Genomic DNA, 25612 nt, shown 5'->3' on the forward strand with positions numbered 1-25612 from the left:
AGATTTAAATAGTGTAATGTATTCTTGCTAAATAAAATCGTTGATTACTTTCGGGAGCATCGTTCTGGTGAGTTGAAGTGATGCAACGAAGTGTCTTGTTTCAAAGTAATTTCAATGTGTAATAGAATTTCTAATGCATATTGCGGGTTTAATTAAGGCGCTAATGTGCGTGCTCGTGATTCATCGTTTCATGATATATTTTTAAATCCTAACCATCTTTAGTTTACCTAATTCATATGGAAGAACACTTAATATTTATAACTTAGAGAAATGACGACAAAATTGATAAACCCCAAAACATAGATCGTGAACTGGAAAAAGATTACAATCACAACAGTAAGGATAGCTATTGGTTGGCATTTCTTGTACGAAGGTATCTCAAAAATAGTAATTCAAGACTGGAGCGCTGCTTCCTACTTAATGGGGGCCACTGGCCCTTTTTCAGACTTTTACCATGGGTTAGGTGAATCCGAAACCTTGTTAAAAGTAGTTGATCTTGCAAACATGTATGGATTAGTTCTTATCGGATTTAGTCTTTTTCTGGGGGTAGCCATTCGTATTTCTTCTATTTCAGCTATTCTACTGTTAACCCTTTATTATTTTGCCTATCCTCCATTTGGAGGAACTTTGTTTGGAGCTACAGAAGGAAACCTTTATATCGTGAACCGAATATTTTTAGAGGCTTCAATATTAGCTGTATTACTGAGTATAAAAGAAAAGGGCTATGGGATATTTGCTTTATCGTCTGTGTTATTTTCGCATAAAAGTAATATGGAAAAAGTAAGTAATGATGAAAGGGACAGTTCCAGGCGTGAAGCGCTTAGAAACCTGATAACTGTTCCTGTTTTAGGTGTATTTGGCGTTGGTGCTATACACGAAAACAATAAATATGGAGTTGATACACTTTCGGGAGCCACCATTAAAATTGGTAAAGCGGATATAAGTGAGTTAAAGGGAGAACTGCCCAAAGGGAAAATTGGAGCGCACGAAATCAGTAGATTGGTGATGGGCGGAAACCTGATAGGAGGGTGGTCGCATTCGCGCGACCTGATTTATGTTTCGAGCTTGTTCAGAGCTTATAATACCGAAGCCAAGATATTTGAAACACTTCAACTGGCTGAGGAGGCTGGGATAAATACCATCAATATTGGTTATCCTACAAATGCAACCATGCAGAAATATAAAAGAGTTACCGGAAGTAAAATCAAGGTTATCTCGCAGGTTGGGCACAATAAGGATAACCCGTTTGTATACATCAATAAAGCCATTGATTATGGTGTAGATATTATTCAGATCATTGGAAATTCAACCGATGTGCTGGTTCGGGACGGTAAAATTACCATGGTAGATAAAATGGTGGATGAAATCAGACGTCAAGGATATACTGCAGGAATAGGTGCTCATGCTTTGGAAGCCCTGGTTGAGTGTGAGAATGCAGGTATCATTCCAGATTATTGGATGAAAACCATGCACCACGATCAATATTGGTCGGCACACCCAAAGGAAAACCGATCTTCGTTTGAAGTGATGGGAGGAAGGAACAAAGAACACGATATGTATCATGATAACCTTTTCTGTTCTTATCCCGAAAAAACAATCGATTTCGTAAATAATGCCAAGGTTCCTGTCATGGGGTTTAAAGTATTGGCAGCAGGAGCCATAAAACCTGAGGATGGTTTCAACTGGGCCTTTGAAAATGGAGCTGATTTTATTTGTGTGGGTATGTTCGATTTCCAGGTGGTTAACAATGTAAATACAACAATCGATGTTTTGAATAACTTAAATGGTCGTAGAAGACGTTGGTATGGGTAGAGAGCCCCAATACATGTCCGGATTGAGCGGGAGGTGTGCAGTAATTAGCCTAGGGTGCAAGCCCTAGGGGAATAGGAGATAATATTGTTGCGCCACAGGCGTGAAGTCTGTATCGATGAGAGAAGCCATTAATCCCATACATCTCGATCATCAAACTCCACATTATATTTTTTCAGATACGCTTTAAATTCATCCTTAAATGCTAACAGAAAACACTTTTCATTTTTTATCCATGGGTATACTTCTAGGTCTTTCGGCGGGTTTATCGCCAGGACCGCTGCTAACCTTGGTATTGACACAGACGATAAAGTATAATAAATCAGAAGGCATTAAAGTTGCGCTATCTCCGTTAATAACTGATCTGCCCATTATACTGATTACCCTTTTTATATTCAAGGAACTTTCACAATTCGATCTTGTTTTGGGCATGATTTCATTTGTTGGCGGTGCATTTGTGGCATACCTGGGATATGAATCTATAAAAACCAAGAAACTTAACTTGAAAATAGTAGATGAAAAATCGCAGTCCATACAAAAAGGAATTATTACCAATTCCTTAAGTCCGCACCCATATCTCTTTTGGGCTACAGTGGGTATTCCGTTGTTGTTTAAGGCTTATGAAATAAGTTTGCAGAACGCCATCATATTTATGAGCTCTTTTTATGTGATGTTGGTTGGTTCAAAGGTGACTATAGCTATTATTGTTTCTCGTACCAAAGTATTTATGGGGCAGAAGGCTTATGGTTGGATTATGAAGGTATTAGGTGCGGCCTTGTTAGTTTTTTCATTAATGTTTATTTATGAAGGAATAAAATATCTGAAATAGCATAATCAGAAATGCACCCCATTAAACCTCCAAAAACTAGCTTTAGGCTTTCTCAAAATTTAAAACCTGGGTAATTTAACTACTTTAGCAATTTGTTGAACCACTCCCTTAGCTTAACAGTTGATTCCCTATCATCCAAAAACATAGCACACGCATGAGCTCCCAGACCTGAGTTTTCGAAAACAACATCAATTCCATTGTCTTGAAACATCCGTTTAGGTTGCTGATTGTTATTGTCGGTATGAAATTGAGGAATATGTTTAGCCCTTTTTAACCTTTCTAATGCATCGTCCATTTTAGTTTTTCCCCATCCATCGCCATCAAAATGCTGACAGGCATGAATACCTTTCCAAAGGGAGGCAATAGAATCGTTTCTTAAACCAATAAAACCACAGGCTATAGCGCCACGAGAAAAACCGGTCAGTACAATTTTCTCTTCATCGGCATTAAATTCCTTGCATACTCGTTTTACCAGGCGATAAGCAAAATCAGCGGTATGCTCGGGATTTCCCCAACCACTTTCAGCAATCTCTACACCATTGTCTGCGACAAAAGGTAAACTAAGCCAAATCGCGTTTTCTCCTTTGCTCATTCCATAACCAATAGTGCATTGCTCCGGTCGTCCCGTTGAATAACAACCCGTGTTATAAAAAATATTACCCGGAAATTCGACGATTAAGGGATATGTCTTCTCAGGCGTCCAACTATTAGGTAGGTATAATAATCCGTATATTTTATCTTCTTAGGGAAGCGAATACGTCACTCTTCTCCCTGCTTCAGGTTTGGCCATTTCCATATCCGGCACTTCTAATCTTCTTTTGGAGCTTGGAACGGCTTAGCTATACCTTTGGCTTTTAAACCACCTACCACTAATTTGGCATCCGCTTTTGCATTCACCAACATAAACTGAATTTTATCGATACAAGACGGGTTAATCTTCGGTGTACCATCGGGGAAAGCCTCCCACAAGTTACAAGATAAGGTCTGACTTTCTCCTGGAATTAAAGTCGCACTGGAGGCCACCGCATCCCATCCTTTATTGGCATGAACCCAAAACAAAAGCTCTATTTCTGAATCTCCAACATTGGTGAACTGAGCTTCAATAAATGCTGATTCGTTTAAATCCCATCCTTCTTCAGGTGAAATGATAGAACACCAATTATATTTACTTGTTTGGCTATTGGTCATATAAAGCGTCTTCTTATGAGTTTCTTTCACGAACTCAGCTTTTACTCCTTTTGAACCATCTAATTGGGATTCATATGGAAGGTGTTCCCATAAAGAACTTGAGGTATCGGAAGCTGAGCAAGCCATATTAAATAGACCTATAAATAAATAGAAGAATAATTGCTTATGTGTTATAATAGACATCCTGATTAAGGTAGAATTAATTTAGGTCTCCAAATTTAGAAAGAATTATAAATAAAACACCGGGTGAGTATTAGTCAATCATAAATAATCACCCGGCAAATTGTGTATTAATGGCCATTAGCTATTTAAACGACTTATTCAGGAGCTTTTGATACCAAAATTCCATCATTTCTTCATCACTAATCTTACCTGTATAACCTTCTTTGGCCATCGCTTTGGTAAACCAGGCTACCGATCCTTCTTTGGCTTTGGTGATGGTAGCTTCATCTTCTTCTACCATACCTTTTTCGAATTCTTTTAAAGCTGATATTAATTGGCATTTTAGCGCCTTCTCTTTCTTAGCATGTTTAAGACTTCCGCTTAAATTATTGAACTCCATAGGATCCTTTTTCAAATCATAGAATTCAAACTCAGGCCTTTCTTCTGCCATAAAATTTGTAAAAGGTGCTGCTAACTCTCCTTTTGAGTGAAGATACTTATAAACCGTAAATGCCGGATATTGCAATCGCTTGTAACTACTTAACTGCATGTAAGGAAGATCGGGTCTTCTGTTCCAAATTAATTTGTAGCGACCATCCGTAATACTTCTGATATTATCTGGTGCATCACCACATCGCTGGCGAAAACCATAAATATATTCACGTTTTTCTGAATTATCCCCCATAAATATCTTACCATGCATATGTTCAGGCACTTTAATTCCTGCCAAATCAAGTGAAGTAGTTGTCACATCGATAATACTAACCAACTTCGTACTTGCCTTATTTTTTTCAGGTTTAAATGGATTGTAAACGATTAACGGCACATGCAGTCCTGCTTCGTATAAAAACTGTTTATCGCGTAAATGAGGTCGTCCATTATCTCCGAAGAAAAATATAATAGTATTTTCCCATGCTCCTTCGTCTTTTAGGCGTTGGATGATGTTTCCGATTACATGATCTAAGTGCTGAATGCTTTCCAGGTACATGGCCCAATCTGCTTTAATAAGCTCATGGTCGGGATAACATGCTGGTAATGTTACTGTTTTGTAATCAATCGGATTTTCCTTGTCATAATCGAAATCACGATGAGGATATTTAATATTTACCTGTGCATAAAATGGCTGGTCTTTATCTCTATCCTGCCAGTCAATGGCATCAAAAATGTTTTTGGTTAGAAAGTTGAAATCGGTTTTCCCCATCTTTTTAAAGGACTTATCCATGTTGGAGCAGAAATAACCTGCTTCTCTAAAGTATTCGGTTACCGGTTTTACATGTTCAGGAAGCTCCATTTTGTTGATCGTACGATGATCGAGAGAGTTAATAGCCGTTGGGTACATGCCTGTGATGATGGAAGAACGACTTGAAGAACAAACCGGGGCTGTGGTATAGGCTTTAGTATATCTTGTTCCTTGGGATGCCAACATATCAAGGTTAGGCGTTTTAACGTCAGGGTTACCATAACAGGAAAGTTCCAGGCTTATATCATCGGAATAAATCCAAAGGATGTTGGGTTTCTTTTGGGCCGAAATGTGAAGAACAGCCGCAAGAAGCATCATAAAAGAGATAATTGATTTTAGTTTCATAATTAATGGTTTTGTTGCAATTTAATATTTTAAGACCCCCATCCTCCGCCTGTAGCTGAGTATTTTCCCCGGTTTCAGCGCCAAGGGAAGAGCTGACTTACATGACGTTTTCGTTTATCTAGAGCGAGGATGCCTGGAAGCAATTCGCTTTTTATACTGAATTTTGTCTACTTCTTATATTCTTTCTTTATAATTAAAGGAATTTGCACGTTAAACGACTGACGTACATGATTCTCATCGTAGGTGTCTGCTGCACAAATTAAAGCAATGGGCTTACCATCTTCAACCAAAACCTGAGGTCGTTCCAGGTGGTCGAACTGTTGGGTAGTACCATCCTCCCAGGTGAAACTACGATCAGAAATTTCAAAGTTTTTCGCTTTCTGCCAATCGATTCCATCCATAGAATCGTAGTGTACCAAAGAGAAGATACGTTTTTTACCTTCGTGTTTGATGAATTTTACGATAGCACGATATTTACCATCTGCATACCATATATAAGGATCTTCTGCAGGGAAACGAACGCCTTCCTCTAAAAATACGGGATCCGGGAATTTTTTAAACGGACCGGTAGGAGAATCTGCGATAGCCACACAATGAACTACAGGACCTCCTTGGGGTAATGGAAATTTCTTTCCTACCGCCTTATAAACCATTAGTATTTTACCATCTGCCATTTGGCAAACTGAAGGATTCGAAGTCATCAAAGCATCGTGAGCCGTAGAGTCGTTATGCGTAATATCCAATACTGGTTTATCAAATCTTTTCCACGGACCATTAGGATCATCAGCAACCGCCACGCCAATACGCTGGTTGTTTCGGTGCATCCAGTTAATGCGTGCCTTTCCGGGAACACTCACAATCTTTTCGTCACCAATGTTTCCCATATAGTACAGGTAATATTTGCCATTGAATTTATGCACTGTTGGATTATGTGTGGCAGAACCATCCCAGTATTCAGTACCTCTATCCGGTAAAGCTACATCAACGTGTTTGTATGGCCCAAAAGGAGATTTAGAAGTGGCATGGGCAATTACCGAATAGTTCACCCATTCCCAGCCAATTTGTTTAGGCCAGCGTGAGTATAACATGTGGTATAATCCGTCTTGTCCTTTAACAACCGAGCCACCCCAATGACTAAGGGTATCACCACCGCTAAACACGGAATGTTTAGCTACCTTTCCGAATTCAATTTTATAATCAGGAATTTGTTCTGTTTTATACTGACAAGAAATCAGGGCAAACATAATGAGTACAAATAGTACATTTTTCATTTTTATAACTTTTTAGAATTATTATTTTAATGGAATTTGAACATTCCAGGCATGTAACACACCATTTGAATCCATAGTATCCGCTGCACATAATAAGGCAATCGGCTTACCGTTTTCTCTATATATTTGAGGACGTTCAAGGTGTTTTAATTTTATAAGTTCACCACTTGCCATGTTTATCTGTAACTTCGAAACCAATGAGTTGTCAGCCAGTTTCCAATCAAAACCATCTTCGGATTCAAACAGTACCAATGCCTGGCCAGCTTTGGTAAAAGCTCCATGCATGTCTTTTACGATGGCTCTGTATTTTCCATCCTGAAACCATATGGAAGGATCCTCCGCTGGAAAATCGTGTCCCTCGGCCGTAAATACCGGCAAATCATATTTTTTAAAAGGTCCAGTCGGACTATCCGATGTGGCCACACAATGTACTACCGGTCCTCCTGATATCCTTTTTTTCTTTTTGCCAACCGCTTTGTAAACCATCATAAAACCACCATCAGGACGTTGGGTAACCGATGGGTTGCTCACTAATAAAGCATCCATGGCAGTGCTATCGGGGCTAACATCAATCAATGGATCATCAGATCGTTTCCAAGGACCATTAGGATCATCAGCTACAGCAACACCAATTCGCTGATTATTGCGATGCATCCAGTTGTATTTTAATTTACCGGGAGAACAAGGATTTTTTCCATCTCCTGTATTTCCCATATAATACAGGTAATATTTACCATTGAATTTATGAACGGTTGGATTATGGGTGCATAAGCCATCCCAGTATTCTTCTCCCCGAACAGGTAAGGTTATATTTTTATGTTTAAATGGACCATACGGAGACTCGGAGACAGCATGAGCAATTTCTGAATGCGTAACCCAGGCCCATCCCAAATCTTTCTTCCAACGCGAATAGAACATATGATAGAGGCCATCTTGACCTTTAACTAAAGATCCTCCCCAATGGGTTATTGAATCACCTCCGCTAAAAATGGAATGGTTGGCAACCTTACCCAATTTGATTTTGATGCTGGTTTGTTTTGGTTCCTGTTGACATGAAACCATTATCAGAATTGTGATTATTGTAATTAAATGTTTCATGTTTTTTTGTTTGATTTTTATCATCGGAATTTGTCTTTTCCCCAATTTGCAGGATTGTTATTAATATAATTTGCAATACGATGATGTTCAGCATTATCGCGAATAATGTGGTCGTAAAAACGTGTTTGCCATGCAAATTTGTACCCCAACCGATGTGCATGTTTGGTAACCGCCGATTTATATGAACCAATAACCGATGACACGGAATTTTTACCAATATTTTGAAAACGATTTTTACCAATGGTTTGATTGTCGGATGATGGCATTGATTGTTGTTGTGATTGTAGAGACAGGGCATGCCCTGTCTCTACGTTACGTTCGTCCACGTTACGTCCATCCACGTCATTATCGTTTGTACAATCATTTAAAATTAAAATACCATGCACATGATTGGGCATTACCACAAATTCACCTAATTCAATATTATGGGAATGGTTTGTTATTTCTTGCCATAATATATCGGCAATTACACCTGTGGATGACAATTCCATTTTATTGTTCTGTATTTTTCCAAAATAATGTTCTCTGTCTTTGGTACAAATGGTTATAAAATAGGGTGCGTTCCATCGATAATCCCAATTCTGTAATCTTGTGGATTCAATTCTGTATTTATTTTGAAATTTATCGGTCATATTACAATTTACCATTAAACCTGGTATAATTCCTTATTTAACCTCAACCACCTCTGACCACACGCTCTCACCAGTTTCCGTTTCTCGCTTCATCTTAAAATAAACCTTTTCTTCTCCCTTTAAATCGATGGATACCATACCTCTTACATTTGAGGTAAATTCTTTATCTAACATATCCTTTGCAACACCATACCTTATGGTATAATTACCATCATTAAAATCACTGGAATAACCAATCACCAATTTATTATCGGTAATAAATGAATCCCAAATAATTGGGGGCAATGCATTTTGATTTGTTGTTGCTTTAACCATTTCTGACGGCTTACTAACTCCTTTGTCGTTAATAGCATACAGTTGGAACTCATATTTTTTACCTTCCTCAATTCCCATAACATCTATATAGCTATCCACAGTTTTGTAGGATTCTTTTACATCGACACCATTAGCCGAATACGTGACGAAATATTCCGTGGCATTAGGCACCTGATTAAACAGTATTCTCACTGCATTTTTACCTGGAATAATTTCTGATATTTCTGGTGTTATCGCCTGTTGAAATGAAATAGTTTTATCTAACCTTGAATAGTTGGTTGGTGTTACCAGGCTAACGGTAAAATCTATAATGTCGGATGGCAAATCTTTCCACGAAATTGAGCCTTTCCATTCTTTATCCGCTGGCTGTATTTCGGGTAAATCAATAGCGTTTTTAGAAACAACATCCCCTTTACTGTTTCTAAATTGATAAACTAATTTATAGTTGCGCATGGCGTGACTGGGATAATCACTGGCACTTCTTACGGGCATGCGCACGTCAGCCGTATTTTTCTCAAAATCGATATCTGTAACTTCAATATCCAAAACAGGGGCATGTTCCCTTTTAATGCGTGGAAACAACCTGCGTTTCTGTCTCCAGGAAGTAATGACTCCCCACACCCTGTTTTCTTCAGCGGTTGTTCCTGCATACCCGCTCCTGTAATCATTAAATGTCCACATGGATGTTCCAATCACAAATTCATTTTTATGTCTGAAATTATTCGTCCATTCCGAAAAAATTTCTTTATCCGAATCCAGTGCGGTTGAGGGGAACGGGTCGAAACCAAATTCAGAAATAAAAACTGGTTTATCGGGCCATTTTGTTCTTAATGTAGTTATTATTTCCTGCGGATCTCCCTGCCATCGGTACATGTTATGCATGATTAAATCTACATGCGTGTTTGCGTCGGTTTCTGGAGTGTATTCCTTTTTTTGTCCCGAATTACTTACACAGGTAACTAACCTGTATGGATCCAGTTCCTTCTTTACATATTCAATAGCCGCTTTACCATAATAAAAGTGATTATTTAGCTCATTACCTACACTCCAACCAATTATGCTGGGATGGTTGATGTCTCGTTCAATCATACCTTTCAACCAATATTTAGCCAAAAAATAGTTCTTTTCTTTAATCTCTATTCCATGCTTTTCGGTAAGCATAACGTAGGGCTCGTCAAGCATTAATATTTCTTCATCTTCACTATTAAGCTTAATCCCTTTTTCTTTCTCTAACTTAGAAACCGGGTAGTAGCTAGCTCTGAATTCATCATTATCTAAATCTCGCACATTGATTTCTTCGAAAAGTAAAATCCCTTTTCTATCACATAAATCAATCAGCTTTTTATTTTGAGTCCCGTGCATGATACGCATAAAATTTGCTCCTGCTTCTTTCATCAGGTCAACATCTTTCTCCAACAATTCTATAGGTTCAGAAGAACCCCAGAAACGGTGCTCACTCACTCTGTTAAAACCAGCCAAACGAACGGGTTCACCATTCAATAACATTTTAGATGCTGTCAATTCAACTTTTCGTATCCCGAAATTATCCAGTCTTTTATTTAATACCATTTTTCCTTCGGAGATGGTAGTTTCAATTTGATACAATTTAGGATTGTCAAAGTGCCATAATTCTACATTTTTAGATTTCAAAACCGTTTCTAAGTGTATATCCTTTACCTTATTGGGTTCAATTTCAACAGTACCTTTTAAAGCCCCAACTTTGGCTTTATCCATTATTTTGGAATTAACTTTAAGGATTCTTTTCTCACTAGAATTATTTTCAATTCTCACCTTTACTTTAAGGTTTGCGGAACCTGTTTTCAGATTGGGGTCTGCATGTATATATTGATAATTTATTCTAACATCATTGTTTTTGGTTAAAGTAACATCTCTTATGATACCTCCCCAGTTCCATGTTGCACCAACAATTGCACTATTATCGGCTTGAACAGCGATCACATTTTTTCCATTGAAATTTAAAACATCGGTCACATCAAATTCAAAAGGGGTAAATCCGCCCCTGTTTTTTCCAATAAACTTTCCGTTGAGATAAATTTTTGAAAGATGATAAACACCGCCAAATTTCAGGTAATATCTTTCATTTGAATTCTGTTTCCAGTTTGCAGGAAGATCAAGAATCTTACGATACCAGCCAATACCTGTATAGTTTGAATAATCATTGATCATACCCCAATGTCCCGGAACAGCCAAATTGCTCCAATCCGAATCGTCAAAATCACTTAAATAAACACGCGTGGGTTCTTCTTTGGCCTTTAGATACTTCTCTTTGGAAATTTCCCTAAACATGACTGCATCAGCTGCCACAGCGCCACTCACAATGGCCGTTAATTCTATATAGTTATTATCAGCTTTGTTAAATTCATAAATACCCAGGCTATTCCATTCTCCACAAAAAACCCTTTGACTCACAAATTTTGTTGAAACACCTTTAGCATGTTTTACATTGCACTGGGCCGTGAGGTGTGATGAAAAAGGATATTTTACAAAGGTCTCGTAGTATCCTGATTTTTTTAAGTTGGGAAAAAACCGAAAATACGAACTATCTGCTTTATCGCCTCCATTCAGGTCGGTTAAGGAAAAATAATGTTGCTTATAATCCTTTCCGTAAAACTTTGACTCTCTGGCTCCTGTTTTCAATGTCTTCCAATTACCCTGCATTTCAACACCTGGATCATTGTTGTCAATCACAATATCACTTTTCGTCTCTTGAATGTTCATGTAATTGGAACCTTCTCCATAAATAGCATAGAATTTCCAGTGACCATTAAGCGAAACTTTTTCTTCGCCTGTTTGTGCATTTATATTAGTGCAGAATATCATGCAGGCTAATAATATCAGTTTTGTAGCTTTTATCATAGTCGTATTTTTTATCTGTTTAAAGGAACCCTTAAATTACATGCGTGCCCGCGATGAACATTGTTAACAGTTATGCCCAAGGCTCCGAACAAAAAAGTGGGAACGCCATCTTCAACTAATAATTGAGGTCTTTCTAATTTATATTCTGTTCGGGTTCCATTATCCTTTAATACCCGGCTAGGCAGCACCAAAGGATGTTTTGCCTGATTCCAGTCGCACCCATTCCCCGATTCCATAAGCGCAAATGCCCCTTTATCACCTGTAAATATTCCTTTTATGTCGCATACAATGGCGTAGTATTTACCGTCCTGACTCCATACATAGGGGTCTTCAGCAATCATATGTTCGTCCTCTGAACCTGGCATCTCAAAAATAGTTTCGTCATGCTTTTTAAATGGGCCCAGCGGATTATCGGCAAAAGCCACCATATAACGCACACGACTACCTTTAGACACCTGGTAACTATCGTCGTTTTTCATATCCACAGGCTGCCATCCATTCTGCTTACCTACCACTTTATAAACGGCAAATATGCTCCCATCAGGGGCTATATTAATGGCAGGATTGGATGTCATCAATGCATCTGGTGCACTTGGATCTTCATCTACATCGATAACTGGCTTGTCCATTCTGTGCCAGGGTCCTGCCGGACCATTTGCCCACGCCACACCAATACGCTGATTGTTGCGGTAAATCCACCAGTCTTTATTTTTCATTGAGGTGGGTTGTTGGGCTTTAACAGGCGATGTAGTTCCCATGTAATACAAATAGTACTTACCATCCTTTTTAAAAACAGTAGGGTTGTGCGTTGTAGTCCCGTCCCAAAACTCCTTACCTCTTGCGGGTAAGGCTACATTAACATCATGGTAAGGCCCCTCTGCTTTTTCGGCTACAGCGTAAGCTATTTCCGAATCAGTTACCCAGCCCATATGTCCCAGCTCATATTTCCAACGGGAGTAATACATATGGTATTTCCCATCGAAACCCTTCAAAACTGAAGCGCCCCAGATATGATAATCCTGGCTGATGAGTTTGTGTTTTTCGCTAACTGGCTGCACCAAAGCACCAATATTCAAATCTTTAGTAGCCGGAGTCTTTTTAGGGGAACAACTCCAAAAGAGTAGAATAACCAGTATCGAATTAAAGATCATGTAATTTCGTATCATCTTTATTTATTCCAGCTTTTATATACCTCTTTTAACTGCTGATATGCTGCTTTTTTCTTTCTTTGCTCATCAACAATCCCCCATTCCCGGAATCCCGATTCAGGCGTTCCTTTATAATTACTTCTATAATCGTTATAACACCAGTAAGAGATGCCGATTAGGTAAGGGTATGTTTTCATTTCGTTCATATAACCCACTAAATCATCTTGCAATTTTGAGTTTGGTGCCGGGCCAATTTGACCTCTCCCTAGCTCAGATAAAAAAATAGGTTTACCAGGAAAGTTCTCATGTGTTGTTCGGACAGCCTTTGCTGAGTTACCATATGAATTCAAACAAATAAAATCTACCTTATCGATTGGTTCGTTGCTGAGGTTTACACCCTGGCTGTAGCAAGTAAGACTTACATACGTTTTTAAGCGTGTTGTGTCCAGTTCATCGATATAATCCAACATGGAGGCGATATAATCGTGCTGACGTGTGGTAAGAAGTTTCTTGCCCCAGTTAGGAACAGAATCCCGCAATTCATTACCCATACTCCAACCCACCACACAAGGGTGATTAAAATCACGCTCCACCAAGGTGCTTAACCATTTTTTAGTAAGTGGATTATCAGGAAATGATTGCGGATCGTCATTACCCCAAACAGGTATTTCTTCTATCACTAAAAACCCAATACTATCACATACCTCCAGCAAGTTTTTGGATAACGGAGCATGCATCAATCGGGCAAAATTACATCCCAATGATTTAATATCGAGCATATCCTGCTTTACCAAATGGTCGGGTTCTGTATTCCCAAACTTGGGATGGTCATGAACGCGATTGAGCCCGTTCATTCTAACAGCTGTGTTATTTAAGAACAATTGTTCACCACGAACCTCCAACTTGCGAATACCAAACTTATCGGTATCAGAATCGACCGCCTTCCCTTTAATTTCCAGTTTACTGGTTAAGGTATACAAATTTGGGTTATCGAAATCCCACAGTTGAAAATCGGTAAGTTCCTTTTCAAAAGTCACTTCCTCAACTTTAGTCTGATGACTATCCAAAGATATTTTAGTAATGATAGGGTTTGGTATATTCGATATTTCGGACATAATACGCCCTTTGTAGTTTCTGCACGAGTTATTCTCAACTTTATATTTTAGAATGAATTTTACCTGGTTCGCTTCAAAATCAGGAATAGCTGCAATATGCTGATAAACCATACGAACATCTTCATTGCATGCTAAAGTAACATCACGGCTAATTCCACCCCAGGCCCACCATGCCCCACGTTTGTATGTATTATCAGCACGCACCAACACTTTATTGGGTTGATTATAATTTATATAGTTCGTAATATTATATTCAAAAGGTAAGTAGCCACCTACATGCTCGCCTAAGAAATGACCATTCACCCATACTTTTGAAGTTTGATACACAGCTCCAAACTGAATGCGTATCTGCTTACCTTTCCATGATGATGGAATATTAAACTCACGCTGATAATATCCTTTACCAACATACTCAGAATTTCTCTCACGAGTATCCCAGTTTCCAGGAACAGATATAGTATCCCAGTCGATTTTGTAATTGGCGATAACCTCATATTCCATTTTGGAGTTGGAAGCTAAAAAGTTCCATTGTCCGTTTAAGGATTGTTTTTGCGTTTGGGCATTCCCAAAGAATCCAATTCCAAATGCAATTATTAATGTGTAGATGAATTTCATAGTTAATTAATTTTTCACCGTTATCATATAACTAGGCACGGGATTTATCCCGTGCAATATATTCAGTTTAAAATGGCTTAAGCCTAAACATAAGGTTGAGTTGTTAGCCTGCTAAACAGATAGAAATCTATTGGCATATTATATTTGAACAACTAGTTTCCGGCGCAAAGCTGACTTGCATTATTTCACACCTTTGTGATGCGTCGGATTTACTTCTTTACTATACCCGGGGTTAAAACCCCGGGCTATTCATGTCTAACCCCGTTGGGGTTTATTACCTACAAACCACCTCAAAAACAGAAGCAGGTACATGGGCTGAAGGATGTTCAACTTCAATCACTAAACCTTTCGTTTTTAAAGCCGTATCAAGACTTATTTTATTAATCGTTTGATAATTCCCGGTTACTTCTCTTACCAACTCTCCGTCTAATGTTTTGATGACATAATTTTGAACACAGAACGGAATCACATCTTCAGGATGACCATATTGCACGGTTTCCATGGCATGGTCAAAATCAGTATCAAAAAACAAGGTGATTTCGGATATTTCTTTTTCTTCTTGCCATTCGATTTTCAATGCTGGTTTTTCATCATTTAAATCAGCAACCCAGGCATTGGCAGTAAGCCAGGGACGAACAAATCCGTTCCCTAAATTCTGAACGTTAAATGCTTCGATAGCTGGTGTAATTTCCATGGCCATATTTTTACCTTCCGGTCGACGATTAGGAATCCAAAACTCAAATTCATCCACGCCAATTCCTTTAGGTGGTCTTTGACTACCGTCATTTGATACTTTTTCGTTAACTCCGTTGAAGGCCGTCATCACACCTGTAATCAACTCTTTGCTTTCGCGTATGCTGATTTTATTGTTCTGCATAAAGGTGACAAAGGCATATAAATCTTCTTCAACAGTTGCATCAAAGCTGAATTCAATGACTTGTTCTCCTTGTTTTAATCCAATCGTTTTTGATTCCAGGATAATTTCCGGTGTGTAGTTCGTTGCCATTTCAGACCTACGTAATTGAACCTCAAGTTCCGTAGTCTCTTCTGCTTTAACAGTTACCTTAAACGAATATCTTTGACCTGCTTTCACCGGCAATAATTGAGCCGCAGAAACATCTAACCTTAACCAATCTCCATCGGCTGGTATTTGCGAAAGCTTTAAACTGGAAGATGCTGAAAGTTGACCAACATTTACCAGGTTACTGGCTGAATCGATAGGTACATTTAAAATACTTTGACCAGTCAGGTTTAATTCATTCTGTAGTTTTTTTAAGTTTTCCTTCTCAAGTATTTGTGCCGGCAACAAGTTATCCTCTTTACATACGGCTGCTGCCATCCCTACCGCCTGAGCACCAAAGCCACACGTCACCATCACTCTGGTTGAACCAAAGGCCACATGCGACGAGCTGATGATTCTACCCGCCAGAAACAGATTATCAATATCCTTACTTACAAAGCTTCGATAAGGTATATCATATACCCCTTTGGAATGCCATTGGGTACATCCCGACAACTCACTGTATACACCATCAGCAGGATGTAGGTCAAGCGCCCAGCCACCATAAGCTATGGCATCGTCAAAGCTTTGCTGTCCGAGAACATCTTGCTGTTTCATCATATACAAACCTTCAAAACGACGACTCTCACGTTTACCCGGAACATTACCAACCCACTCCAGGGTCAGATTTTCAACGCCTTTAAACTCTCCTGAGTTTTTGATATAATCCCAAACGCCAAAAATAACTTTAGAAAGTTCCCATTTGATCTCCTCTGTTTCATGAATGGTATCCAGACGCCCACCATATTCAAACCACCAAAAATTACATCCTGTCATATCTTTGCGGATGATTTTGTGGCGAGGTATCTGGGTAATATCTTTTAAAGCATATGATGGTGCTACGTATTTAACCGGATGATCCACCTCTTTCGTGTAAAAGAACATGGAGTGTCCCAATAACTGTCCATAAGATTTATCCGGTGCGAATAATTCTCCAAATTCTTCTTTTGATTCTGCACCTATTCTAAAGCTGGCTCCAGCCTGAAAAGCCACGATGCCATCTCCCGACGCATCACAAAACAATGGAGCATTAATGGTATATTCGATAGAATTTTGACTATTAAAGGCAAACACACTTTTGATGTTTCTGCCATCCGACTTTTCAACACTTGAAACTGAGGTATTCAGCAGTAGGGTAATATTTTCCTCATTCACTACTTTCTCCAATAATACAGTGTCAAAAATCACTGGATTCCCTTCTTTGTTTCGATAAAGGTTCTCCACCATTATCTCGTCAATCACACCACCTTCACGACTCCATCGGTTGTTATTTCCCATGTGTGAGGTTGCACCCAAAGCCCACAAGCGCACCTCAGAAGAGGCATTTCCACCCAGCACAGGTCTGTCCTGTACCAATACTGTTTTTGTTCCTTTGCGGGCTGCTGTGATAGCTGCACAAACACCTGAAAGCCCACCTCCAATCACTACAAAATCAGCCTGAATTTGAATTTGCTTATTATGTCGTTTATCTATTGAATATTCCTCTTGTATCATATTTTTAGATTTTTTTATTTTACATCATGTAAATCAATTCTACTCTTTTCTGTGGTGAAAATTGATTTACAACACGTGTTTCTTATCCAGTAAGGGTTTTATTCTCAAAGCCCATCATCTATCAGCCTCCTCTTTACATTTTTCCTTCTTCTTATTACATATTGTCTTTTGGGGCGATAGTAAATTACTGTTAACAGATTCTTGTTAAACTGTTCACCCTCTATTTCTATAAATAATCACGGAGCCCAGCAATGCTACAACTATACCCATACCAGCAACCAGTCCAGCACCGTTTTCTGCCAGGAAAGACAGTATAAGAACAATGCCACCGGTGGCAGCAACTCCAATTCCAATTACACGGGCACCCCGTTTGTTCCCTTCGTCTGCTTCTGTTTCTTCAGAACCTTTGCTGGCTAATATTTTTTGGTATTCATTGTATTGTGTTGTTTCAGCTTTTTTAATGATATAAATGATTTCGTAAATAGCCATTAGTACCACTGGCAATCCAACACCCAAAGCCATTTCCATGGCACGCCCCAATTCAATATTAAGTAAGGTTGGAGCCAAAAATTTAAAGAAAGCATTAATTAGTAATGAGATGATGGTTACCGTTAATGCAGATTTGCCTGTTTGGTTTTTAGAGAACAGCGACCAGATAGGTGGCAAAAACATAGCTCCTCCAGTAAGTGCAGCCACGGTCATCACCACTTCAACAATGCCTCCAAAATAAGGTACCATCAGGGCAATGATGATGGTTAGGATACCAAGACCAACAGTAGACCACTTACCAACCATTACCAGTTTTTTATCGGTGGTGTTCGGATTAAAATGTTTGTATACATCGTTGGCCAAAACACCTGCTGAAATATTTAAGGTAGTATTTACCGAACTTGATGTAGCGAATATCATACCTCCTAACATCAGACCTAACATTCCAACAGGCAGTACTTCTTTACACATCAATAGGTAAGCTCCTTCATCAGCCAAGCCACCCAAATCAGGATTTAATACACGATATATCATGGGAGGTAACATCCATATTAAAGGACTAACTGCATACAAACCTCCAAACAACCAACCTACTTTTTTGGCGTCTTTTGGAGAGGCCACACTGGTGTATCGTTGTACATACGCCCAGTTACCAGCTATAAAAAAGAGGTTATATAAGCCAAATGCCACCAGGAAGGAAGGTGAATATTCTTCATTAACAAAATTGAAAAAGTTATCGGGAGCTTTCGCAATAAAATTATCTATCCCACCAATAGCATCAAACGACAAAGGTACGACAATCAATACGGCTGCTGTTAATACCACAAACTGGAGTACATCAGTTACAATTACGGCCCATAGTCCGCCTACTGCAGTATAAATCAATATTAGCACCCCTAGAAAAACAATGCTGGCATAAATTGGAATACCTGTGGATACTTCTACAATTTTGGCTACCGGATATAAAAAAGCGCCGGTAGTAAAAATGGAAATAAAAAGAAACAGGTAAGTGTAAATCTTCTGTGTTCTATATCCAAATCTGTCTGTAATATATTCGGCGGCAGTAAGTGCTTTTGTTTTTTGCCATTTAGGGGCGATAACAAAACCAATGATGAGACCTGCAATACACATGGTCCATTGAATGGCAATAGCAACCCAACCGCTCTGATAGGCAATGGAGCCCCAAACGACAAATGTTCCTGCCGAAAAGAAACTCATAAAAAGCGATAGCCCGCTCATCCACCAGGGAAGTGCACCGCCGGCAGCAAAAAATGATTTCATATTTTTACCAGAACGAGAAAAACTCATTCCGCTGATAAAAACCAGTGCGGTAAAAACAAATATGGCTATGATATCTATATGTCCCATAAAATAATCTCGTTTTCTATTTATTCGCGTTTTTAATTCGTTTTATTTGCTTTTTGCTCAATCCATATTTGAAATACTCGTCCGGATTTCTTAAAAAATTATGATGTTTCATTTCCGGGTCGTGAATGTCACGACTTAAATCACAATCGAAACGGTATAATTCTGAATGCCATCTTTTCGCTTCCTTTCCTTTAAAGTTGATGAAGTGACCGATACCCCAGGTGATACCGCGTCCATCACCATTATCGGCAAAAGCATCAGGAATATAGGCATTAGGTCCCACAGGCATCATTTCAGTAATGGCCATAATTTCAAAATTGACCCAGTCTTTTGCATATTGAATGGTAAAGTGTTCGCTACCATCGCGGATAGTTAAAGAAGCCACTCCTTCTTTCCATGGGAAAAAGCAAATCTCATGTCCTGAGTTCTGAACAGGATTCAATGGATGTTTTTCAAATGGTCCCAGTGGGTCTTCAGCAATAGCCAAACCAATACCACTCCAGACTGTTTGTGGGCGGTTAAATGCCGCTTTATAATACACATATATCTTTCCATCATGTACTAACGGTGTTGGTGCTTGAATGGCAAACTGATCCCATTCTCCCTTTGTTCCGGTTGGAATAACTACCTCATTAACATGTGTCCACGGACCATTGATATTATCAGCGTAAGCTACACCTACAGGACAATAATCACCACGTACTCCACTAGGCTCCGTAAATGCCTGGTAGTATAAATAATACTTTCCTTTAAACTTTAGAATGTCCGGTGTTGCAACCGCCCTCCATCCTGGAATGGGGTATTCCGGACGTGTAACTGCCACCCCTTGTTCGTCCCAGTGGAATCCATCTTTGCTGGTTGCATACCAAACTTCACCTAAATCCCAATCTGTTGTTGCAATAGTATCGTTCCAGGTTATTTTATCTCCTTCCATTTCCATTACGGAGTAATCCTTTGAAAACCTTCCTACAGGAGGTATAGAAGTATGACGTTTGGTGTACCAAACATAGTACTTACCATTTTCAAACAGCACTTTAGAAGGATCGCGACGGGTTATGGTAGCATCTCCATCGTTATAATCAAGTCCAGTTAATTTGGTGTATTTAAATTGGCTATACAGCTCATTTTCAGCATTTACATACGACGGATATTGATTAAAACTACGATCTAAAGCAGCACTCAACTCATAATCACGAGAATATTCAGTTACCTGATAAGGGAAAGCTTTAGTACCCGGCTTAGGTGTTTTTAATGGAATTACCAATGAATACGAAATCTCACTATTCTTTGGCAGGATCGCGATAATCAGCGCTTTAGGTATTCCATTTTCCATGTAGAATTTAGGCATATCTGCAGTACGGGCTGTTTTGGTAACCGTACCATCTGTCCACTTTATTTCACCTGCCTTAAGCACTAAGAAGTTTTTAGCTGGATTCCATCTAAGGCCCATATCATCACCCTCAAACAACATAGTAGAGCCATCCGGATAATCACTCCAGGCTCCGCGAGAATCTTTGGCAATACAATAATAATTACCGTTGAATACCCATTCCACATGATCATCAATAGCAAAACTTGCTGTTGGGTGTGTGATAAATGGTATACCCGTATCCGCAAAAGGTCCCATTGGAGAACGTGATGTAGCGGTTACATGAACCACTTTTCCGTTTTTAAATTTCGGATGAGGTTCAACATACTTATAAGCCAATAAAAATATGCCATCGTTCCTGCGAGAAATAGTTGGAGTTGAGGTCATCATTCGGTTGCCGGTTACATCTATCAATGGTTTGTCAAAACGTTTCCATTCACCATTTAAATCATCGGCTACAGCTACACCAACGCGTTGATTGTTACGATTTACCCACCACTCAGCATCTTTATAAAGCGGCATCCTGTCATCAGGTGTATTGTCCCAGTAACCGCTTCCCCGGTTACCCATATGGTATAGGTAATATTTACCCTTATATTCCATTACGTGGGGATTGTGAGTACAGTCACCATCCCAAAAATCCCTTCCACGAGCAGGAAGAATTACGTTTTTAAATGTATAAGGACCTGTCAATTTATCCGAGACAGCATGAGCAATCTCGGAATGTGTTACCCAGCCATGGTGACCTCTTGACTTTAACCAACGCGAGTAAATAGCATGGTATTTTCCATCGTTTCCTTTTATAATATTCGTTCCCCACACATTGTAATCTTCTTCCTCAATGATATTTGCTTTATCAAACTTCTCGGGGAGTAGTTCCGCAAAATTGAAGTCGGTTTGAGCCTGAATAAGTATTGATAGGCAGCACACTATTGCCGTTATAAAATATCTAATTTTCATCATAAGAAGTTTTTACTTTTCCTTTTTGTACCTACCCTCAGGGTGAAAATAAAGCGATTCCATGCTCTGCTCAAAATATACTTCCGGCCTATGCCAAACACCCGTCTTTTTAAAACCAGATTCGTTAAAATCCAAACTTAAATCGCAATCAAAACGAGCCATGATAGAGTATGTACTTGTAGGCGTTCCTGCATTTACAAAGTGACACAATCCCCATTTGAATCCGCGGTTGCCTTTTCCTTCTGTAAAAAGATTGGGAATATACGGCGCTGCGGCAGTCGGTGCGAATGAGATACATGAAGCAATATTGAAATTTACACCGTCTTTTGAATATTGAATGGTCTCGCGCTCATTCCCATCCTTAATAGCCAAAGTAGCTACTCCATCTCTAAAAGGAAAATAAGTGGTTTCGTGACCTGAATTCATTACTGGATTTAGCGGATGCTTTTTAAATGGGCCTAAAGGATTTTCTGAAGTCACCAACCCGTGTGCTACTGCATAATTATCACGTTTATCCGGCCATTTATTGTAGGCAGCTTTATAGTAGATATGAATTTTTCCGTTGAAAATAATAGGATGTGGATCATGCGTTGCATTTTGGTCCCATTCACCTTCTTTTCCGAAAGGTATTACCGCATCGCCACCATGTGTCCATGGGCCATCAGGCGAATCGGCGTACGATACTGAAACCGGGCAAAGGTCACCCCGTAATCCACTTGGCTCATCAAATGCCTGGTAGTATAAATAGTATTTGCCTTTCCAAACCAGGATATCAGGTGTTGCCAATGAACGCCATCCTGATTTTGGTTTTTCAGGACGTTCTACCGCTGGTCCCTGTTCTTCCCAAGTGGTGCCGTCCTCACTCGTAGCGTACCAAATATCGGCCAAATCCCAATCAGTAGAAGGGATGACATCCGTAGCTTCCTTTGCTCTGCTAAAGCCTACCGGAGGAACCTCCGTATGGCGTTTGGTATACCAGATATAGTATTTACCATCAGCCAGGATAGGTCTGGAAGGATCGCGACGCGAGATAGTTCCATCACCACCATTATAATCAAAACCCTTCAAGCGAGTGTATTTGAATTGACTAAAAAGTTCATTATCCTGAACTCGTTTGGCATCGTATTTAAACATTCGTTCGGTAGATGAACTCATGGGAATATTGGGTTTTTCCTCAGGCATAGTAAATGGAAATACACCTTGGGATTCACTTACTTGCTCCTTTGATCCTTCTGAACATGAAGTAAATATTGCTGTTGCCAAAACAACATAAATAAGTTTCGCTTTAGTTTTTCTTATCATGATCTTTATGTTTTTTCCGACACCAATGGCTCTTTTATAGTGTTATGTATTAGTGATGCTCCGGTTTAATGTTTTATTATACATCTGGGATTACACTCCATACTAATGGAGCTTAACTACTTACCTTTGACTGCCGACTGTTGACTGCTCTATCCTCTGCTTCCTCATTCCTCCGAGACCTTGCTTAAAATAAACTTCTGGTCGATGCCATACACCGGTACTCTTAAACCATTTTTCATCCACATCGAGACTTAAATCGCAATCTACTCGAGCTATGATAGAGTGTTTCTTATCAGGAGAAGTAGCTGCGTTGATAAAATGACAAACGCCCCAGGTCACCCCTCTGCCATATTCTGTCCCTGTAAAAGCATCTGGTGTATAAAAGCCACAAGCTGTTGGAGTAAGTTCCACTGTTGCAGCAATATTAAAGTTTACACCATCCTCTGCATATTGCATGGTTTGTGCTTCGTTACCGTCTTTAATGGCTAAAGCAGCAATCCCTTCTTTAAATGGAAAGTAAGTGGTTTCGTGACCTGAGTTTAAAACCGGGTTTAAAGGGTGCTTTTCGAAAGGACCAAAAGGATTATCGGCAATGGCCAAACCATGGGCTACTGCATATTTATCTCTTACATCAGGCCACTTGTTATAGGCTGCTTTGTAGTAGCAATAGATTTTATTTTTGTAAACAATTAAATGTGGGTCTTGTGTTTGGTCCTGATCCCATTCTCCTTTTTTACCAAAAGGTACCAGCACTTTTCCTGTATGCGTCCAGGGTCCTTCAGGAGAATCGGCATAAGCCATGGATATAGGGCACCAGTCTCCTTTGGTTCCGCTAGGCTCGTTAAAAGCCTGAAAATACAAATAGTATTTTCCTTCCCATATTAATATATCGGGAGTAGCCACAGAGCGCCAGCCCAATGCCGGTTTTTCAGGACGGGCTACAGCCACCCCTTGTTCTTCCCAGGTAAAGCCATCTTTTGAGGTAGCATACCATAGGTCGCATAAATCCCAATCCGTAGAAGGTATCACATCGGTAGCTTCAGCGGCCCTGTTCCAGCCAATTGGTGGTACTTCTGTGTGTCGTTTAGTATACCACATATAGTATTTGCCATCAATCAAAACAGGGCGAGAAGGATCGCGACGAGAGATGGTTCCATCACCACCGTTATAATCAAATCCTTCCAGACGTGTATATTTAAACTGAGAAAACAGCTCATTGTCCTGAACCCGTGGAGTTGGGTAATCGAACATACGGTCAACTGCAGAGCTAATAGGGTAATCAGGTTTCTCTGTAGGCATTTTATGCGGGAACACCTGAGGTTCAAATGTACCCCTGGTTTGTTCTTGTTTTGTAGTACAAGAACTGAATATGCCAAATAATAGTGCTCCGATTATTGTAGATTTTATTTTCATAATAGATTGATTTCTTAAGTAATTGACAGTTGCCTGTTTACTCCTTTTCTTTTTTCAATTTCTTGTTTTGCTCTTCAATTCGCTCTCTTTGTTCTTTATTTAATCCTTGTTTAAAATAGATGTCAATATCTTGCCATAGTCCTGTCCGTTTCATGTTTGGGTCATCAACTTCAAGACTTAAATCACAATCGAAGCGAGCCAAAATAGAATGCTGGTTCACACCGTATTTCCCTGCATTGATGAAGTGGCACATTCCCCAGGTAATCCCTTGTCCATATTTTGTGTTTGTAAAAGCATCAGGAACAAAAGGTCCGGTTGCGATAGGAACCATTTCGGTGATTGATGCTATTTCAAAGTTTACCCAGTCCTTGGCATATTGAACGGTAAAATGTTCGTTGCCATCCTTGGCAATAATAGCTGCAACTCCTTCTTTAAAAGGGAATAATGTTACCTCATGACCTGAATTCAAAACAGGGTTCAGTGGATGTTTTTTAAAGGGTCCTAGCGGGTGATCTGCAATGGCCAGACCACCACCTACCCAAACCGGTTCAGGGCGGTTAAATGCGCTTTTATAGTATAGGTAGATTTTACCATCATGTACCAAAGGATAAGGATCGTGAATAGCATATTGATCCCACGCACCTTCTGGTCCATTAGGGATGACGATTTCGTTGGTTGGCGTCCAGGGGCCATCTGGTGAATCAGCGTATGATACAGCCACAGGACAATAATCGCCTTTTAACCCACTGGCTTCCATAAAACCCTGGTAATACAAATAAAACTTCCCTTTAAACTTGAGTACATCGGTAGTTGTAACCGAACGCCATCCTACATGTGGTTTAGGTGGGCGCGGTACAGCTACTCCTTGCTCTTTCCAGGTAAAACCGTCTTCACTGGTCGCGTACCATATTTCTGATAAATCCCAATCGGTTGATGGTATGGTGTCGTTGGCTTTTTGGGCATTTTTTGCGCCTACCGGAATAACAGGGGTATCACGCTTGGTATACCAGACATAATATTTTCCATTTTCAAAAATTACCTTTGAAGGATCACGACGCGTAATGGTTCCATCATGATTGCTGTAATCCAATCCTTTAACCGGTGTATATTTAAATTGAGAATATAACTCATTGTTTCGAGGATGAATATGGCTGTAGTTTTGGAAACTACGTTTCATGGCAGCACTCATTCCCTCCCTGTTAGCTGTTTCTTCCGTGATGGTATAGGGAAAAGGTGTTTTGTTACTCTCGGTATTGCTTTTTTGATTTGTACAAGCAATAAAAATACATGCTGTTAAAAAATAAGTTAGTTTTTTCATTTTATATTCTTTTTACGGCAGTTGGCTTTCCTCCATACAAAGGAGGAGTATCTCAACGAAGAAGATGGCAGATGCTTTTAGTTTATGAAATGCTAAAACTTAGTTCTAAAAAAAAATATCTGATTCCCCGTGCCTTCACATCATTCCCCCTCCTTTATGAAGGGGAAACTGATCACCATGACTGATTAATAAATT

General features: G+C 39.4%; 17 protein-coding genes. 2 read left to right on the plus strand and 15 right to left on the minus strand.

From position 1 onward, the window contains the following. Window positions 1-306: 306 nt before the first annotated feature. The gene (locus ACT29I_RS23355) at window positions 307-1812 is read left to right on the plus strand and encodes a hypothetical protein (protein ID WP_430933350.1); all 1506 of its coding nucleotides are present in this window, start codon (window positions 307-309) and stop codon (window positions 1810-1812) included. A gap of 199 nt (window positions 1813-2011) precedes the next feature. Further along, window positions 2012-2638 (plus strand): LysE family translocator, encoded by a 627-nt coding sequence (locus tag ACT29I_RS23360; protein ID WP_430933351.1) that lies wholly within the window; start codon window positions 2012-2014, stop codon window positions 2636-2638. Between the two features lie 79 nt (window positions 2639-2717). Here ACT29I_RS23360 and ACT29I_RS23365 read toward each other — a convergent pair whose 3' ends face one another. From ACT29I_RS23365 to ACT29I_RS23435, 15 genes are all read right to left on the minus strand, one after another. Continuing rightward, window positions 2718-3230, minus strand: a complete 513-nt coding sequence (locus tag ACT29I_RS23365) for a hypothetical protein (protein WP_444794569.1) — start codon at window positions 3228-3230, stop codon at window positions 2718-2720. A gap of 215 nt (window positions 3231-3445) precedes the next feature. Continuing rightward, on the minus strand, window positions 3446-4009 hold the full coding sequence (locus ACT29I_RS23370; protein ID WP_430933353.1) for a hypothetical protein: 564 nt from the start codon (window positions 4007-4009) through the stop codon (window positions 3446-3448). 121 nt (window positions 4010-4130) lie between these two features. Next, window positions 4131-5573 (minus strand): sulfatase family protein, encoded by a 1443-nt coding sequence (locus tag ACT29I_RS23375; protein ID WP_444794570.1) that lies wholly within the window; start codon window positions 5571-5573, stop codon window positions 4131-4133. A gap of 167 nt (window positions 5574-5740) precedes the next feature. After that, the gene (locus ACT29I_RS23380) at window positions 5741-6844 is read right to left on the minus strand and encodes a glycoside hydrolase family protein (RefSeq protein WP_444794571.1); all 1104 of its coding nucleotides are present in this window, start codon (window positions 6842-6844) and stop codon (window positions 5741-5743) included. A gap of 21 nt (window positions 6845-6865) precedes the next feature. Further along, window positions 6866-7942 (minus strand): glycoside hydrolase family protein, encoded by a 1077-nt coding sequence (locus ACT29I_RS23385; RefSeq protein ID WP_444794572.1) that lies wholly within the window; start codon window positions 7940-7942, stop codon window positions 6866-6868. 20 nt (window positions 7943-7962) lie between these two features. Next, window positions 7963-8574, minus strand: coding sequence for a transposase (locus ACT29I_RS23390; RefSeq protein ID WP_444794573.1), 612 nt, complete (start codon window positions 8572-8574; stop codon window positions 7963-7965). A 33-nt stretch (window positions 8575-8607) separates the two neighbouring features. Next, window positions 8608-11766 (minus strand): glycoside hydrolase family 2 TIM barrel-domain containing protein, encoded by a 3159-nt coding sequence (locus ACT29I_RS23395; RefSeq protein WP_430933358.1) that lies wholly within the window; start codon window positions 11764-11766, stop codon window positions 8608-8610. An 11-nt stretch (window positions 11767-11777) separates the two neighbouring features. Further along, window positions 11778-12932 (minus strand): glycoside hydrolase family protein, encoded by a 1155-nt coding sequence (locus ACT29I_RS23400; protein WP_444794574.1) that lies wholly within the window; start codon window positions 12930-12932, stop codon window positions 11778-11780. A 2-nt stretch (window positions 12933-12934) separates the two neighbouring features. Further along, window positions 12935-14644, minus strand: a complete 1710-nt coding sequence (locus ACT29I_RS23405; RefSeq protein WP_444794575.1) for a glycoside hydrolase family 2 protein — start codon at window positions 14642-14644, stop codon at window positions 12935-12937. A gap of 274 nt (window positions 14645-14918) precedes the next feature. Then, on the minus strand, window positions 14919-17198 hold the full coding sequence (locus ACT29I_RS23410; RefSeq protein WP_444794576.1) for an FAD-dependent oxidoreductase: 2280 nt from the start codon (window positions 17196-17198) through the stop codon (window positions 14919-14921). A 213-nt stretch (window positions 17199-17411) separates the two neighbouring features. After that, window positions 17412-19055 (minus strand): sodium:solute symporter family protein, encoded by a 1644-nt coding sequence (locus tag ACT29I_RS23415; protein WP_444794577.1) that lies wholly within the window; start codon window positions 19053-19055, stop codon window positions 17412-17414. A 16-nt stretch (window positions 19056-19071) separates the two neighbouring features. Next, entirely contained in the window at window positions 19072-21387 is a 2316-nt protein-coding gene (locus ACT29I_RS23420; protein WP_430933364.1) for a family 43 glycosylhydrolase, read from the minus strand. Window positions 21388-21396: 9 nt separating this feature from the next. Further along, on the minus strand, window positions 21397-22686 hold the full coding sequence (locus ACT29I_RS23425; RefSeq protein WP_430933365.1) for a glycoside hydrolase family 117 protein: 1290 nt from the start codon (window positions 22684-22686) through the stop codon (window positions 21397-21399). A 120-nt stretch (window positions 22687-22806) separates the two neighbouring features. Next, window positions 22807-24099, minus strand: a complete 1293-nt coding sequence (locus tag ACT29I_RS23430; RefSeq protein WP_430933366.1) for a glycoside hydrolase family 117 protein — start codon at window positions 24097-24099, stop codon at window positions 22807-22809. Between the two features lie 37 nt (window positions 24100-24136). Beyond that, complete coding sequence (locus ACT29I_RS23435; protein ID WP_430933367.1) at window positions 24137-25417, minus strand: glycoside hydrolase family 117 protein; 1281 nt, start codon at window positions 25415-25417, stop codon at window positions 24137-24139. Between the last annotated feature and the right edge of the window lie 195 nt (window positions 25418-25612).

Source organism: Saccharicrinis sp. GN24d3 (assembly GCF_052400645.1).
GTDB lineage: Bacteria > Bacteroidota > Bacteroidia > Bacteroidales > Marinilabiliaceae > Saccharicrinis.

Coding starts and splice junctions, on each gene's coding strand:
- ACT29I_RS23380 (WP_444794571.1), bottom strand. CDS start 6,844: ATGAAAAATGTACTATTTGTACTCATTATGTTTGCCCTGATTTCTTGT.
- ACT29I_RS23435 (WP_430933367.1), bottom strand. CDS start 25,417: ATGAAAAAACTAACTTATTTTTTAACAGCATGTATTTTTATTGCTTGT.
- ACT29I_RS23370 (WP_430933353.1), bottom strand. CDS start 4,009: ATGTCTATTATAACACATAAGCAATTATTCTTCTATTTATTTATAGGT.
- ACT29I_RS23385 (WP_444794572.1), bottom strand. CDS start 7,942: ATGAAACATTTAATTACAATAATCACAATTCTGATAATGGTTTCATGT.
- ACT29I_RS23365 (WP_444794569.1), bottom strand. CDS start 3,230: ATGAGCAAAGGAGAAAACGCGATTTGGCTTAGTTTACCTTTTGTCGCA.
- ACT29I_RS23430 (WP_430933366.1), bottom strand. CDS start 24,099: ATGAAAATAAAATCTACAATAATCGGAGCACTATTATTTGGCATATTC.
- ACT29I_RS23415 (WP_444794577.1), bottom strand. CDS start 19,055: ATGGGACATATAGATATCATAGCCATATTTGTTTTTACCGCACTGGTT.
- ACT29I_RS23405 (WP_444794575.1), bottom strand. CDS start 14,644: ATGAAATTCATCTACACATTAATAATTGCATTTGGAATTGGATTCTTT.
- ACT29I_RS23420 (WP_430933364.1), bottom strand. CDS start 21,387: ATGATGAAAATTAGATATTTTATAACGGCAATAGTGTGCTGCCTATCA.
- ACT29I_RS23375 (WP_444794570.1), bottom strand. CDS start 5,573: ATGAAACTAAAATCAATTATCTCTTTTATGATGCTTCTTGCGGCTGTT.
- ACT29I_RS23400 (WP_444794574.1), bottom strand. CDS start 12,932: ATGATACGAAATTACATGATCTTTAATTCGATACTGGTTATTCTACTC.
- ACT29I_RS23360 (WP_430933351.1), top strand. CDS start 2,012: ATGCTAACAGAAAACACTTTTCATTTTTTATCCATGGGTATACTTCTA.
- ACT29I_RS23395 (WP_430933358.1), bottom strand. CDS start 11,766: ATGATAAAAGCTACAAAACTGATATTATTAGCCTGCATGATATTCTGC.
- ACT29I_RS23410 (WP_444794576.1), bottom strand. CDS start 17,198: ATGATACAAGAGGAATATTCAATAGATAAACGACATAATAAGCAAATT.
- ACT29I_RS23390 (WP_444794573.1), bottom strand. CDS start 8,574: ATGACCGATAAATTTCAAAATAAATACAGAATTGAATCCACAAGATTA.
- ACT29I_RS23425 (WP_430933365.1), bottom strand. CDS start 22,686: ATGATAAGAAAAACTAAAGCGAAACTTATTTATGTTGTTTTGGCAACA.